11 protein-coding genes, 1 pseudogene and 1 riboswitch are annotated in these 15,527 nt (G+C 42.7%); of the genes and pseudogenes, 7 read left to right on the forward strand and 5 right to left on the reverse strand.

Features of this window, described 5'->3' with window-relative positions; genetic code table 11:
• Positions 1-13: 13 nt before the first annotated feature.
• Together aroD and PROCOU_RS08495 are read left to right on the forward strand one after the other, a co-directional pair.
• Positions 14-775, forward strand: coding sequence for a type I 3-dehydroquinate dehydratase (aroD, locus tag PROCOU_RS08490; RefSeq protein WP_036071406.1), 762 nt, complete (start codon positions 14-16; stop codon positions 773-775).
• A gap of 73 nt (positions 776-848) precedes the next feature.
• On the forward strand, positions 849-2,150 hold the full coding sequence (locus PROCOU_RS08495; protein WP_051994292.1) for an MFS transporter: 1,302 nt from the start codon (positions 849-851) through the stop codon (positions 2,148-2,150).
• An 8-nt stretch (positions 2,151-2,158) separates the two neighbouring features.
• Here the strand turns inward: PROCOU_RS08495 and PROCOU_RS08500 are convergent, their stop codons facing one another.
• The 3 genes and pseudogenes from PROCOU_RS08500 to mgtA form a co-directional block, all read right to left on the reverse strand.
• Positions 2,159-3,271 (reverse strand): FtsW/RodA/SpoVE family cell cycle protein, encoded by a 1,113-nt coding sequence (locus PROCOU_RS08500; protein WP_036071407.1) that lies wholly within the window; start codon positions 3,269-3,271, stop codon positions 2,159-2,161.
• Complete coding sequence (locus PROCOU_RS08505) at positions 3,255-4,409, reverse strand: FtsW/RodA/SpoVE family cell cycle protein (protein ID WP_036071410.1); 1,155 nt, start codon at positions 4,407-4,409, stop codon at positions 3,255-3,257. The genes PROCOU_RS08500 and PROCOU_RS08505 overlap by 17 nt, the downstream gene beginning before the upstream one ends.
• Positions 4,410-4,413: 4 nt before the next feature.
• A pseudogene (mgtA, locus tag PROCOU_RS19060) lies at positions 4,414-7,014 on the reverse strand (magnesium-translocating P-type ATPase).
• Positions 7,015-7,291: 277 nt separating this feature from the next.
• Positions 7,292-7,461, reverse strand: a riboswitch (M-box (ykoK) riboswitch).
• Between the two features lie 425 nt (positions 7,462-7,886).
• Between mgtA and PROCOU_RS08515 the strand changes: the two are divergent.
• The 3 genes from PROCOU_RS08515 to PROCOU_RS08525 are packed head-to-tail and all read left to right on the forward strand — an operon-like array spanning position 7,887 to position 9,837.
• Positions 7,887-8,507 (forward strand): DUF3139 domain-containing protein, encoded by a 621-nt coding sequence (locus PROCOU_RS08515; protein WP_133620834.1) that lies wholly within the window; start codon positions 7,887-7,889, stop codon positions 8,505-8,507.
• A gap of 8 nt (positions 8,508-8,515) precedes the next feature.
• On the forward strand, positions 8,516-8,770 hold the full coding sequence (locus PROCOU_RS08520; protein ID WP_036071416.1) for a hypothetical protein: 255 nt from the start codon (positions 8,516-8,518) through the stop codon (positions 8,768-8,770).
• A complete protein-coding gene (locus PROCOU_RS08525) occupies positions 8,770-9,837 on the forward strand; it encodes a hypothetical protein (protein ID WP_036071418.1) in 1,068 nt (355 codons plus the stop codon). Before PROCOU_RS08520 ends, PROCOU_RS08525 begins: the two co-directional genes overlap by 1 nt.
• A 90-nt stretch (positions 9,838-9,927) precedes the next feature.
• Here PROCOU_RS08525 and PROCOU_RS08530 read toward each other — a convergent pair whose 3' ends face one another.
• Positions 9,928-11,289 carry a M56 family metallopeptidase gene (locus tag PROCOU_RS08530; RefSeq protein WP_051994293.1) on the reverse strand — a complete coding sequence of 454 codons (1,362 nt, stop codon included), beginning with the start codon at positions 11,287-11,289 and terminating at the stop codon, positions 9,928-9,930.
• 2 nt (positions 11,290-11,291) lie between these two features.
• The gene (locus tag PROCOU_RS08535; protein ID WP_036071421.1) at positions 11,292-11,690 is read right to left on the reverse strand and encodes a BlaI/MecI/CopY family transcriptional regulator; all 399 of its coding nucleotides are present in this window, start codon (positions 11,688-11,690) and stop codon (positions 11,292-11,294) included.
• Between the two features lie 342 nt (positions 11,691-12,032).
• Here PROCOU_RS08535 and fdhF point away from each other — a divergent pair, with 342 nt between their 5' ends.
• Together fdhF and PROCOU_RS08545 are read left to right on the forward strand one after the other, a co-directional pair.
• On the forward strand, positions 12,033-15,020 hold the full coding sequence (fdhF, locus tag PROCOU_RS08540) for a formate dehydrogenase subunit alpha (RefSeq protein WP_036071424.1): 2,988 nt from the start codon (positions 12,033-12,035) through the stop codon (positions 15,018-15,020).
• The gene (locus tag PROCOU_RS08545; protein ID WP_036071427.1) at positions 15,020-15,496 is read left to right on the forward strand and encodes a helical membrane plugin domain-containing protein; all 477 of its coding nucleotides are present in this window, start codon (positions 15,020-15,022) and stop codon (positions 15,494-15,496) included. The genes fdhF and PROCOU_RS08545 overlap by 1 nt, the downstream gene beginning before the upstream one ends.
• The last annotated feature ends 31 nt before the right edge of the window (positions 15,497-15,527 follow it).

A 15,527-nucleotide genomic window follows, 5' to 3' on the forward strand; every position in this document is an offset into this window, starting at 1 on the left:
AGGGTGATCAGGTATGAAGCGTGTTATTGTGAGGGATATTGTCATCGGGGAAGGCATGCCGAGTATTTGTGTGCCAATGGTCAGCAAAACGGCGGCGCAATTATTAGAGGAAGCACAAATGTTAGTAGGAATTGACTTAGACATTGTGGAATGGCGGGTGGATTTTTATGAGGATGTGGAAGATATTGCGAAAGTGAAGGAGACTTTGCGTGATATTCGTAGCATTTTAAATAATATACCGCTTATTTTTACGTTCCGTAGTGCAAAAGAGGGCGGTGAGCGTGCGTTATCGTTGGTGGACTATGTGACATTGAACTTAGAGGTTGCGGAGACTGGCATGGTTGATATGGTGGATGTCGAGTTATTTACGGGTGATGCAGAAGTTGTCGCGCTTGTTAAAGCTGTGCATAATGCAGGGGCGAAGATAATTATGTCAAATCATGATTTTGAGAAGACTCCAAGCGAGGATGAGATTGTGGCGAGACTTGTTAAGATGCAAGAGTTTGATGCAGACCTACCTAAAATTGCTGTGATGCCGCAATCGGAGACGGATGTGTTAACATTACTCAGTGCAACGAACCGGATGCGCGAGCAGTATGCGAACCGTCCGATTGTGACAATGTCAATGGCGGGAGCGGGCGTTATTTCACGTTTAGCTGGAGAAATCTTTGGATCGGCATTGACTTTTGGAGCGGCAAGAAAGGCTTCCGCGCCAGGGCAAGTTCCAGTGGATGAGCTCCGCCAAGTATTGACGTTATTGCATAAGAGCTTATAAATAAGGAGCCTCATAGAAAATTTTTTTCGAAAAGAGGCTTCATATAGTATTTTAAGGCATCGGGGGGAAAAGGATGGAGCAACGGATAGAATTAGGTAAAGTTGTCACAACAAAGAAAAAATTTAGATATTGGATTGGTTTGTTACTCGGATTTGGATGTTTGGTGAATTATTTTGATCGGATTAATTTAACGGTGGCAGGCCAAGTCTTGATGGATGAACTTAGTATTTCACCTGCTATGTTTGGCATTTTGTTGTCGTCATTTTCTTGGACATATGCATTGATGCAGATTCCGATGGGCGTTGTATTAGATAGGGTTGGTGTGAAGTGGTTGAACCGGATTTGTTCGGTTGTGTGGGTTTTCGCGACAGGACTGACGGCTTTTATTAGTGGATTACTGCCATTATTTATTTTGAGGCTATCACTTGGTGTAGCGGAAGCCCCAGCATTTAGTGCAGCTTCGAAGGCAACTGGTTACTGGTTTCCGCTCAAGGAACGCGGGTTTGCGACAGCGATGTTTGATATGTCTTCGAAGCTTTCGAACGTGATTGGTGTGCCGATGGTTGCTTTTATTATTGCAAAATGGGGTTGGCGTGAGGCATTCATTGTAACAGCGCTTATTAGTATTGTTTACTGTGTGTGGTTTTGGATGCTTTATCGCGACCCCGAGGAACATCCGCGTCTTTCAGAGGAGGAGCTGAACTACATTCAATCGGGGGATGTTCAAAAACAAGTGGCACCAGGTGAAGGCAGTGGTTTGTTCTATTTGATGAGACAGCGTAAATTGTGGGCGCTTGCGATTGGTGCTGCGGCATATAATTATTCGTTCTTTTTATTTTTGACTTGGCTGCCCAATTATTTAATGCGGGAGCTTCATTTGGATATTATGAAATCGGGCTTATATACGGCGATTCCATGGGCTTGTGGAGCCTTGTCTAGCGTTTTGGTTGGCGGACTTTTTGTTGATTTTCTGATTAAGAAAGGGTTTGATCCATCAAAGGTTCGGAAATTATTTTTGACGATTGGGATGTTACTCGGGCTCGCGGTTATCGGTGCTGCCACGACGAAGGATACGCAGACGGCAATTATTTTCTTTAGTATTGCTGTGTCAGGGATTTGTATTGCATCTACGATTAATTGGTCGATGCCATCGATTCTAGCGCCTAATGGTTCGGTTGGTACTGTGGGTGGTTTCATGAACTTTGTTGGGAATTTGACGGCAATAGCGGCTCCAATCGTGACAGGATTTATTGTTGGTGCGACAGGCAGTTTTTCAATTGCTTTTGTTGTGGCAGGCGTCGTGATGTTGATCGGGATTCTATCAATCACTCTTTTCCTTGGACGTATTGAAAAAATTCCGGATGAGGATAAATAGCGAATTTCCTAGGAGTGGCCTAAGCTTGCATCATCATTTTTGATGACGGCGAGAATGACGCCGAGCGCAATCATATTGCCAAGTGTTGAACTGCCACCGTAACTGATGAAAGGTAGCGGAATCCCAGTTAGTGGCATAAGGCCAATGGTCATCGCGATATTCTGGAAAATATTGAAGGCGAACATCATGGCGAAACCAGCGATGACGTATGTGGAAAAACTGTTTTTCATATGCAATGCGGCGATGATGAGTTGGTGGATGAAGAGCATGAACAGGATGAGCAGTAAGCTGGCACCTATGAAACCAAATTGATTGCCAATAGTGCTGAAAATCATGTCTGTATGGCTTTCTGGGATGTAAACGGATGATGCGTTGCTACCGGACATGGTACCAGAGCCAATTGCTTTTAAAGAGCGATCCACTTGATAGAAAGAATTAGGATCGCTTGCAGGGTCGAGCCACGTGTTGACGCGCCGGAACTGGTAGCTTTTGAAGCCAATTTTTTCGAGTAGAGAGACGTGATAGACGACGAGATAAAGGCCGCCAGTGACTACTACGACAAGTGATGTTAGGATGGCGATGATGAGTTTAGTCGATTTTAGAGCTATGATACTGATGGTGAAGGCGCTGACGAAATAGACGATGGTGGTACCTAGGTCGGGTTGTTTCATGATTAAAAGGAGGACGATGCCGGCAAGGGACCATGTGATGAGAATTTGTTTCCAGATGATGCGTTCATATTTTGCTGCAAAATGTGCAATGACAACGATAAACATCGATTTGGCAATTTCAGATGGTTGCAAGGAAAATCCAGCTAACTGATACCAACGTGTTGCGCCATTAATTTTTGGCACGAGTGGGTTTGGTATGAGGATGCCAGCGAGCAGGATAAGCATCGCGAGATAGACCCAAAGAATGTTGGCGCGTACGAAGGTCATGTCGAATTTGGAGAGTAGGAACACTACGATAAATCCAACAATAATGAAAATGACTTGCATGCGAAAGAAGTTGGTATTGTATTGGTTCGTTTGTTGAGCCATGAAAATTGCGAGGCAGCTAATCATGGAGAGTAGACAGGCAATGACAACTAGGCTTTCACGGATTCTATTGTTGGTTTGCATAGGTATTCCTTCTTTCTGTGAGGGTTATTTGGCGTTCGGCGCTAATTAGAAATCCAACGCCGCATGATAATGTGATAGTAGATGTACCGCCAAAGCTAATAAATGGTAGCGGAACACCAGTGAGGGGGATGAGACCACTGACGCCACCGAGATTAAGGATGGCTTGGACGGCAATCCATGTCGCAAAGCCGATACAGATGGATGCATCGAATGCAGAATGACTGCGGAGTGCGATGTGAAAGGCTTTTCCGATGAAAAATAGGATGAGGCTTAGGCTGATAAGAATGCCGATGATACCGAGTTCCTCTGCAATGATGGCACTAATAAAATCGGTATGGGATTCTGGCAGGAATCCGAGTTTTTGGATGCTTTGTCCGAACCCTTTGCCAAATATGCCACCGTCTGCAATCGCGTAGTAGCCGTTTCTGAGCTGATAGGAGGCGTCGAGGTTTGCTTCACTGAATGGATTAAGGAAGGCGAAACGACCGAGCCGGGCTTGACTGAAAAAATCGGGATGAAGCAAGTAGACGGTGCCTAGACTTAATATGGTAAATAGGATAATAGTGAATCCGATTTGCCCAAGTCTACGCGCTGTTAGTCCAGATGTTAGTAGTTGCGCAGCAAAAATACATAGAACGATGAAGCTTGTACCTAAATCTGGTTGCAAAATAATGAGTCCAGCGCAAAATAGAACATAGATAACGAGTAAGTAAGTGACGCGATTGGATTGTGTCATTTGCTTGAAGTAGTGCACGATGAAGTTTCCCGTAACAATGATGAGAAGCATTTTAACGAGTTCCGTAGGTTGTAGTGTTGCGCTACCGAACTGAATCCAGCGCTGGGCATTGTTTGTTGTGGTGCCGGTGAGTAGGACAAGAATTAGCAGGAAGACAGTGATGCCACCTGCTAATTTCATCGTTTTTTTCGTGCAAAAAGGTGTTGTTTTTAATTTGGCAAAGAAGAATAGGCATGCAAGCCCAATCGTGTAAAAGATGGCTTGCCGAATGGCGAAATGTTCGCTGGATACGGCATAGCGATTGCCTGCAGATGCATAGCTGGCGCTGTATATCATCAGGCAACTCCAGATTCCTGTGGCGAGATAAGCGATAACGATGATACGGTTTCGTTTTGTAAACATCAACTTAAATCCAATCGTTGAATTTCTTGATGTAGAGTTTTTTTGGCGATTTGAACGGTTATCATGTAGCCAACGAGAATCGCTATGAGCCATGGAAAGTAGCTGAGTGGGAGGTTGACGAGTCCAATGTTATGACCAAACGATGTGAATGGAATGATAATACCTATACCCATCACAATAAGAGTGGAAATCATCACCGGAGCGGCTGCTCGACTCTGGATGAATGGGATTTTTTCTGTACGAATCATGTGAACGACGAGCGTTTGTGTGAGTAGGCCGACAACGAACCAGCCACTTTGGAATAATGCCTGTTCTGCGATAGTATTGGCGCTAAAGACGAACCACATGAGAGCGAACGTAAGAATGTCAAAAATCGAGCTAACTGGACCAATTAAAAGAATGAAGCGTAACATATTTTTTCTATCCCATTTCCGTGGCTTTTTCAAGAAAGATTCGTCCATTTTATCCCATGGGAGTGTCATTTGAGATACGTCATACATGAGATTTTGCAGGAGTAGGTGAATCGATAACATTGGTAAAAACGGCAGAAAAGCGCTGGCTACTAGAACGCTAAACACGTTTCCAAAATTGGAGCTGGCTGTCATTTTCATGTATTTTAGAATATTTCCGAAGACGTTTCGACCTTCCGTTACGGCGTCGTTTAGAATCGTTAAACTCTTTTCGAGTAGAATAACGGAGCTTGCGTCCTTGGTTATATCGGCGGCAGTATCAACGGAGATACCAACATCTGCTTTACGCAATGCTGGGGCGTCATTGATTCCATCGCCCATAAAACCAACTGTGTGCCCATCTTTTCGCAGTAGATGAATGATGCGCGATTTCTGAGTTGGTGTGAGTTTTGCGAAAATGTGATGCGTTCTAGTTGCTTCGGTTAGCTCATCGTCATACATAAAGTCGATATCTGAGCCTAGTAGAAACTTATCGGATGGAATACCAACTTGGTTACAAATGGTCTGCGCTACAATCTCATTGTCGCCTGTAAGAACCTTTACAGTAACTCCATGATTGTGTAATGAGGCAATCGCGGGTTTTGCGGACGGCTTGGCAGGATCTAAGAATCCGAGGAAACCAATCAATGTCATATTTTGTTCATCGATGACGGAGAACGATTCTTTCTCTGTCTTCGTTTTTGTGGCGATGGCAATAACACGCATTCCGCTTCGATTCATTTGTTCGCACTGGATGTGCAGGCGTTTCTTGATTGTATCAGTTAGCGGCATGACGGCACCATTTTCTTCGAGTTGAGAGCAAACATCGAACATCTCGGTAATCGCGCCTTTAGTAATCATTTCGATGCTATTTTTTTTTTCGCAAAATGACGCTAAGGCGACGACGGGCAAAGTCAAACGGAATTTCATCGATTTTTTCTGGTATTGTGAACCGCGCGCTGTCACCGATTTTTTCCATGTGTGAAATGATGGCGTGATCCATAATGTTTTTCCACCCTGTTTGGAAGTGGCTATTTTGGAAGGCGAGTGCTAATACTTTATTGGAAGTTTCGCCAGTTGTATCAATATGTTCAATGAGTTCGACTTTATCTTTGGTCAGCGTTCCGGTTTTGTCGGTACAAAGAACGTCCATCGCACCTAAGTTTTGAATCGCGCTCAGCTCTTTAATGATGACTTTCTTTTTAGCCATCCGAGTGGCGCCTTTTGCGAGGTTAGTGTTGACAATCATAGGCAACATTTCTGGTGTCAGACCTACAGCAACAGCTACGGCGAATAGAAATGCTTCGGTCCAGTTGCCTTTCATAATCCCATTAATTAGAAAAACGATTGGAACCATAACGAGCATGAGGTACATCAGTAGTTTTGAAATCGACTTAACGCCTTTATCAAAACTGGTTTCATCACGTTTGGCGAGCGCCTCTTGAGAGAGGGAGCCAAAAATGGTGTTATCGCCAGTTTTTAGAATAAGCGCCTTACCTTGGCCACTAATAACATCTGTTCCCATAAATGCCAAATTGTCACGTTCAAAAATGCTAAGATTTTTTTCTGTAGCTTCGGCGAATTTTTCCACAGGGATGGATTCCCCTGTGAGCGGAGATTGATTGATAAACAGATCCTTCGCTTCGATTATTCGGGAGTCTGCGGGGATAATATCGCCAGTTGAAAGGACAACGATGTCACCGGGAACGACATCGGCAATCGGAATTTCTTTTTGCATTCCGTTACGAATAATTGCGGTCGTATTTTCAATCATATTTTTTTAAAGAAAGGCTCGCTTTTTGAGCACGCATAGATTGGACAAAGCTCAGAATGACACTGAATAGAATCATCAGAGACATAATAATCGTTGCCTCGATATCCGCGGTCAGATAGGAAACGACCATAAGAAAGGCCAGAATATAAATGAATGGATTGTGGAACGCTTTCGCTAGGTTGATGTACCATGGCGTTGGCTTTTGTTCTGCTGTGATGTTTCTGCCAAACTTCGTGCGCCGTTTGTGTACTTCTGGTTCGTTCAAACCTTGCGTTGTCGTTTTGTATTTGGCCATGCTTGCGTCTTTATTGGATGTGGAATCTTGTAATAGTGCACGGTTTACCTCTTGTTCATTGCGTAATTTGTTTAGTGCTTTATTCATGGTTAAATCCTCCGTTTCGGTTTCGAACCGTCACGGCTTTATTCGTTTTCTGGTGAAGTAAAAGCCGTCCCAGTTCGGTCGTAAGTTCAATGATTCGGGTTCTTCGGGATCATCCTCTAAAAATTGTGGCATTTTACTCCACCTCCGTTCTTTTTAATTTGACAATAATAAACATAACAGCGGAATTTTCATTTCATCCTTGATTACACACAAAAAATCCCTGCCTGTCTAGTGACTTTGGCAGAGATTCAGAATTTTTATGCGCCTCAAAAAACACATGATTCCCCTCGCTAAAGTTTTGGCACTATGCAACGTAAAGAAACTGAATTCTTAGCCACGTTATGGAAAGCCTTAATCCGACAATCCCTGTTCTACCCATTGGCGTCTTTGGACATTTTTGGGCAGTGGCATATGTTCACATAGGAGCCTCACTGTACAGGTCAGCATGCCTACAAACACTCATTTGCGTCGTTAAAAGCTCCGTTCCGGTGCTCATGTACAAGTCGTACATTCCGCTCCGGTACTCGCTTTTGCCTAGCAACTAAGTATTTGTAGGCATGCTGAGGTTTGGAGGAACGGGCTGAATTTGACGCAGATAAAGCAGTTTTGCAAGCTTGCGTGATAATTATTATTGTTCTTGACACTTCCTAGGTTAGCATCGATGTTTTTTTGTGTCAAGGGTGTTTCCCTAAAAATGTTGCGTTTGGGCAAGATAATTGTTTTGTGAGGGGAGGTGCGGGAAGGGTTTGCGGTATCAAAAATTGAAATCTAAATTTTTCTTAAAGATAGGTGACTTGGTGTTGTTTGGAATTTTGGTTTGTGGTACTTTTAGAATAAGTTATGGAAAATTCGTGAAGTTGTGGAGCGATTAGGTGAGAAATAGATATAGTTGGATGTTGTTGGTGCTAGCTTTGAGTGTAAGTGTTTTCTTTGTTGGGAAGCACTATTATACGAAAGCCTATGCACAAAAAGCAATTGATGTGTTTGTGATGAAGCAGGGCGTGCCAAGTAAGGATATTTATGAAGAAAAATTTGTATGGGATTGGCAGAAAAGTGGGAGCTATGTGAAAAGTTTCAAAGTACGCGGGGATTCGGCGGATATTGTATATCAGTATCTTTTTATTGAAAAGGGACAGGATGTACTGTTTACGCCATATTCACCAACAAGTGATGAGCCGAATGTGAAGTATACACCTGAGAAAACGGAAGATGATTTTAATTTGTATCATGGAGAAGCTTATGAAGATGGAGGAACGTCGCTTTATGTGTATCGTTTGAAGTTGTATACAGGCAGGGGACCAGAGCTGAGTATGGGTAAGCTGGTGTTGCATAATAGTAATAATATTTTTGATGCGAATGGGGAGCCGATAGAGGCTACAGAGATTAAAAAAGGCGATAAGCTAAGCATATATTTAGATGAAAAAGTAGCGGTTATAGAAACATATCCCGGGCAGATTGACGATAAGTATATTTTTAAAATTGTGAGGGAATGAGGAACTTGATGAAAGGTAACTATTTGAAAGTCGTGCTTTTTGCGCTTGGTATCTTTATAGTTTGGGTATTATTTTTCGGAATTCGGCTGATGGGATATGTGGATTCTATTCAGCGATTTGGTTTGGAGCGGACGGCGTGTGGGACAGATGGTTGTTCGGTGCCAACCATGTGGTTGGATGTGGTCTGGGTTGCTGTTATGTTTGTAGGACCGTTGCTGGGAGCTTTGGCATGGTTAATAATATGGCATGTTAGGAGGAAGTGATGGGTAAGAAAGTGAAAGGAATTATTGCTATAGCGGCTTGTCTGTTAATTGCAGGTGCAGGATTTGTGATTTATAAAACGGTGAAAGACAATAATGTTACACGTGTACAGGTGGTAAAGGAAAAAGATAGAACGCGGTTTATTGGTGAGGATGGAGTTAGTTTTTACTCGACGGTGGATACACGGGATAAAATTTATACATTGATAGATGCAGAGGGGGATACAGATAGTTACAATATTGCAAAGGCTGTTTATGCGATTGATAAAAAGAGTGGGGAAATAGAGATTGTGCCTGGAACTGAAAAGAGGAAGTTTGGTATGGGTGGGATTTCGGAGACTTTTGGAAATGAGGCTTATCTTGGGTGGGTGGAATCGGACGCGGATTATGAGACGCGCACGATGGTTTATGATATTGAGCAGGAAAAGGTGGTTAAAAAGTGGCATGGAGATGATTGGAATTCTTATTTCGATTTTCATGTGATTGGTCATAGGCTTTATCGGCTGGAGTCTCATGGAAAGGTTGATCGTATTAAGTCTTATGATTTGAAAACTGGTGAAGAGCAGCAGATTGATGAAATTGGGGCGAAAGGAACGGTTCTAGCTTTTTCAGAGCATAAAATGTGGTATCGGGATACTCGGCAAGGAAAAGGACATTTGAAGGGCTATGATTTACGGAATGGGAATTATGAAATACATAATCTGGGCGTAGCGTATAGTAATCTGAAGCCAATCAATGAGCACTTGCTGGCTTACTTTAAAGATGGGACGACGGAAGGGTTATATTTGTACGACACACAGTTGAAAAAATCGGTGTTGCTAAACGAGAAGGATGCTGGGATTAAGGCAAGCTATGATGGGAAGGGACTGCTTATTTCTGATCAATTGTCGTATAAGATTGATAGTTTGGAAAGGATTCAGTATGACAATACAATTGAGTCGGAGTATCCAGATAATCACCGTTTTTCAACAGCAGAGCGGATTCCATCATTGCTTTTTATTACGGATGTGGGAGAGCATGAGGAGATTGTATTGATGAATCAGGATGTTTTACGATGGTCAGAAAAGTGATACATTTTTTGATAATAAAATACCCCAAAAGTTAGATTGTTAGTCTGACTTCTGGGGTGAACATTAGATGGGGAGCATCCTCTGTTTGACTTATTTTTTTGCGTTTTCTTGTGCCATTTGTTTTTTCTTTTCTTCAGTTGCAGCAGCCATTTTTCTGTCAAGGTCTGATTCTGCAGCTTTATTAGCGGCATTTTCCTCAGCCATTTGTTTTTTCTTTTCTTCAGTTGCAGCAGCCATTTTTCTGTCAAGATCTGATTCTGCAGCTTTATTAGCGGCATTTTCCTCAGCCATTTGTCTCTTCTTCTCTTCGTAAGCAGCAGCCATTTGTTTGTCAGCCTCAGTGTCTGTCACGTTATCTGTGGCATTTTGTTTTGCGAGCTCTTCTTTTTTCATTCTATCGGCTATTTCTTGCTTTTGTGCTTCTGTTGTCTCAGCTTTTACGTCTACTAGAGAGAACGCGGATACTCCCAAAATAGCAATGAAACCTACTGCAGTTAGAAGTTTTGACTTTGTATTGAATTTTTTAATCATTAGGATTCTCCTCTTTAATTTAATTTTATTTTTACTGAAATGTGCCAGTGTGGATGGCTGGTAATACGTAGAATATTGTTCTACTAGTGTAATAATGGTATGCCCATAAGCTACTCTTTCTTTTTGATTAATAAACGTTAGAGCTAAACTATCACAGGCCATTTCTTGATCTTCACGCAGAGCACGATTAGCGTACCAAAGAACAGGGTTGAACCAATGGATAACAAGCAGGCAGTTCATCAGTAGATTAATGTTAATGTCTTTTCTTTTATAATGGGATAACTCATGATAAAAAATGTATTTCAGTTGATTGTCGTCTAGATGCTTCACGTGTTTTTCATCAAGTAAAATTCTAGGTTTACCAATCCCGAATAGGGTGGGACTCGAAATTTTTCCAGAATAATGTAATGGAATATCTTTTTTTATGGACATATCTTTCTTACAATTACGATAAATATTTAAAACTCTTTTTTCAGTTATTAATGGTTGCTTACTTATATATTGATATAACCGTCTGTTTATCAATATTATGAATATTCCGGTAATAGCAATTCCTAGTATCCAAATAAATAAGAAGATAGTATATACGTTGTTCTCAGCGGGCAGATCCTCTATTACTCTAGGTATCGCCTCTATGACTTCGGGTGCAGTCGTTGTAATCTCCTGGCTAACAATTGGCGCTTGCTCATGCTTTATCGGTAGTATGGAATAGATGCTAAATGAGCTTTCTGGAAACCAGGGGAGCACAAGTCGCACCACAAGAATTAGCCATAATGCGTACTTCCATTGAGGGGTTAGCCAATTTTTTAATAAGAATTTGATGCATAGAATAAAAACGACTAGCACGCTTGCCAAAATAGAAGTTTCTATGACCCAGTCAAAAATAGACGGAAGATACGTGTGCCATAGCGTATAGAACATAACTATTTATCCTTTCTGTGGCTGGACTCAGTTTTATCATCTAAGAGTTGCTTTAATTCATCAATATCTTCTGCCGACAGTTTTTCCTCTTTTATAAAGTTGACGAGTAACGGTTTAAAGGCTGCGCCGTAAAAGCGGTTCAATAGAGATTTTGTTTCGCTTTGCATATAGTCTTCTTGCGATACTAATGCGGTGTACGTGTGCAGTTTTCCTTTTTCTTGATAAGAGGAAATAGCTTCTTTTTGCACTAGTCTGTTGAGTAGTGTGCGTATTGTTTTAGGACTCCAATCGTGTTCCTTTTCTAGGGCTTGAATTATTTCACCGGCTGTCATTGGTGATTGTTTCCAGATAACTTGTATAACTGCTAATTCAGCTTCCGATATTTTAGGTAAGTGTTCCAACAGTGAGCCTCCTTTCCGTAGACTACATTTGTAATCTATACTGAATATTAACATGGATTGTCGTGGTGAGTCAACCCATAATTTATGTAAATAGAAAAAAATTTAAGTTATGATATAATGAATAGAAAGAATTATTTTCCAATTTTTTTGATTCACGATAAAAATTCACAATCTTATAAGTGGCTCTGGAAAGGCATGAAATAATGATTGAGAACGATTATCAATAGAGCTTTTACTATTCAATTTTCACAATAACTGATATAATAGTGGGTGCATGGAAACGCTTCCTAATGGTTTTCTTAGAAGAGTACGAGTTTTTAGTTTTCAAGGAGGGATTTTTGGATGAGTGCGAAGGTGAAAGTCACGGTGAAGATTAACGGCAAGGCGCATGACGTGGAAGAAGGAACGCGAATTTTAGATTATTTGAATGATGAAGGTGTGCATCATCCGCATATTTGTTATAGTAAGCAAATGGGTGCGATTCAGTCTTGTGATACGTGTATGTGCGAGGTTAATGGTGAATTGATGCGGGCGTGTAGTACGGATTTTAAGGATGCAATGGAGATTAAATTAGATTCGGAAAAGGCGAAAGAGGCTCAACTCGAGGCGATGGACCGGATTTTGGAGAACCATATGTTGTATTGTACGGTTTGCGATAATAATAATGGGAATTGTCGGGTACATAATACGGCGGAACTGCTTGAAGTGGATTCGCAGGAACGACCATTCCGTGAGAAGGGCTATATGAATGACTTCTCGCATCCATTCTACCGCTATGATCCGGATCAGTGTATTCTTTGTGGGCGTTGTGTTGAAGCGTGTCAAAGTGTACAGGTGAACGAGACGCTTTCGATTGATTGGGATCGTCCGCAGCCTCGAGTTATTTGGGATGATGATCGTCCAGCGAATATGTCTTCATGCGTGTCGTGTGGGCTTTGTTCAACGGTCTGTCCTTGTAATGCGATGATGGAGAAATCGATGCTCGGTCAAGCTGGGTTTATGACAGGAATTGGTGAGGAAGTCCTGGAGCCAATGATTGATATGGTTAAAAAAGTGGAGCCACCGTATCAGACGGTTTTCGCGTTGTCTGAAATGGAAAAGTCGATGCGGGATACGCGGACGAAGAAAACGAAAACAGTGTGTACGTTCTGCGGGGTGGGATGTTCGTTTGAAGTTTGGACGAAAGGCCGTCAAATTTTGAAAGTAGAGCCAACTGGTGAAGGTCCTGTGAACAAATTTGCGACGTGTGTAAAAGGTAAATTTGGCTGGGATTTCGTGAATAGTAAGCAACGTTTGACGTCACCGCTCATTCGTCAAGGTGATGAGTTTGTTGAAGCATCGTGGCAGGAAGCTATCTCGTTTATTGCAGAGCGTTTAGGTAGTTTGCGCGATGAGTTTGGCAATGATTCGCTAGGTTTTATTTCTTCTTCTAAGACGACGAATGAAGAGAATTATTTGATGCAAAAACTGTCGCGCCAAGTGTTTGAGACGAATAATGTGGATAATTGTTCGCGGTATTGCCAGGCGCCAGCATCGGATGGTTTAACGAATACGGTCGGAATTGGGGCGGATTCAGGAACTGCAGAGGATATTGAGACGGCTGGGCTTGTTATTTTGGTCGGTTGTTCGCCGGCGGATGGGCATCCTGTTCTTGCTAGTCGCATGAAGCGCGCGCAGAAGTTGAATGGTCAGAAATTGATGGTTTCGGATTTGCGGAAACATGAGATGGCGGAGCGCGCTGACTTGTTTATTCGTCCGAAGCAAGGTACGGATTTCGTATGGTTGACGGCGGTTGCGAAGTATATGATTGATATGGGCTGGCATGATGCGCCGTTTATGGAAGCGCGTATTTCCAATGTGGCGGATTACATGACGTTCTTGGAGCCATTTACGCTTGAGTATGCGGAAAAAGAGACGGGGCTATCGATTGAGACGCTTCGAAATGTGGCACAAATGGTGCATGAGGCTGATGGGACGGCGATTTGTTGGGGTATGGGTGTGACGCAAAATATTGCGGGCTCGCATACGTCGGCGGCGATTTCTAACTTGTTGCTTGTGACGGGAAACTTTGGTCGTCATGGTGCGGGCGCGTATCCGCTTCGTGGGCATAATAACGTCCAAGGAGCTTGTGATATGGGATCCTTGCCAAACGTATTGCCGGGCGTGCAGTCGATTTTGAATCCAGAAGTTCGTGCTCGGTTCTCCGAAGCATATGGTGTAGAAATTTCGGAAGTGCCGGGTCTTAAAAATAATGAAATGCTAGATGCAATTGAGGCGGGGACGCTTAAAGCGATGTATTTGATTGGTGAAGAGATGGCTTGGGTGGATTCGAATACGAATCATGTGCAAGATACACTTGCAAAACTTGATTTCTTTGTTGTTCAGGATGTCTTTTTATCGAAGACAGCGCAATTTGCTGATGTTGTTTTACCAGCATCGCCTTCGCTCGAAAAAGAAGGAACGTTTACGAATACAGAGCGCCGTGTGCAACGTTTGTATGAAGTGTTGGAGCCACTCGGTGATTCGAAACCGGATTGGTGGATTATTCAAGAGGTAGCGAATGCTTGTGGTGGTAATTGGAACTTCGCGCATCCGAGTGAGATTATGGATGAGATTGCGAGTCTTGCACCATTCTTTGCAGGTGTTAGCTATGATCGGATGGAAGGGTTTGATAGCCTTGTTTGGCCGGTTTCAGCGGATGGTGTGGATATGCCACTACTTTATGAGGAGCGTTTTAATTTCCCAGATGGTAAAGCGAAATTTTCTGTGTTGCCCTACATTGCCCCAATTGAGTTCCCAAAAGAATTCGATTTAACGTTGAATAATGGTCGTTTGTTGGAGCAGTTTCATGAAGGGAATTTGACGCATAAAACGAAGGGCTTGGATTATAAATTACCGGAAGTTTTTGTTGAGGTATCAAAGGAATTGGCCCAAAAACGTGGTGTGGAAGATGGTTCGCTTGTACGTTTGACATCGCCATATGGTCATATTAAAGTGCACGCGGTTGTAACAGATCGAGTTCGCGAAAATGAAGTTTATTTGCCGATGCACTCGGTCAGCCATGAAACCGCGGTTAACTTGCTGACGTCAAGTGCTGGAGATGTGCGGACGAAGACGCCGGCCTACAAACAAACGAAGGTAAACTTAGAAGTATTACAAAAATGTGGCGAAAATCCGCTACCAAAACATAATCCACGAAATGCGGCGAGGTTCCCACAAAATGGTGTGGAGATTGAACGCAAGTGGGCACGTGATGATTACAAACCGATCTCGAAGCATAACTGTGCTTGTGGTGGAAATTGTGCGTGTAAGAAAGGGAGTGAAGTGTGATGGCAGAACCGATTTCTAAGATTCGCCGTGTGGAAAAGACGGAAGAACAGATAAATCAGGATAAAATGACGGCGATAAAAGACCAGATTGCAACGGACGATGTGGCATTCATGGAAATTTTAGAGTTAGTGAAGTCGCTGCATCAGGCTGGGGCGCTGGAGATGTTGAACAGTGCTTTGAAAGCGAAAGAAGATATTGCGACAACATTTTTGAATGAAGCTCGTAAGGAACCAGCGACGAATGCGATTAATAATTTGATGATATCAAGTAAATTATTGACGGAGACGAAGCCAGAGCAGACGGAGCAATTGTTGGCTGGACTTGCAAACGCGCAGGCAAAGGCGAATGAGAGTTTGAAAGATGATACGACGCTGGGACTTTTTGGTTTGGCAAGAGCGATGAAGGATCCTGATGTGAACCGGGCATTGCGTTATGGTCTGGCATTTCTAAAAGGCGTTGGACAGGAATTGAAATAAAAGCAGGCGTGTTCTCAGGCCATTAGAGAGC

It is taken from the genome of Listeria rocourtiae FSL F6-920 (assembly GCF_000525975.1).
Lineage (GTDB): Bacteria > Bacillota > Bacilli > Lactobacillales > Listeriaceae > Listeria_A > Listeria_A rocourtiae.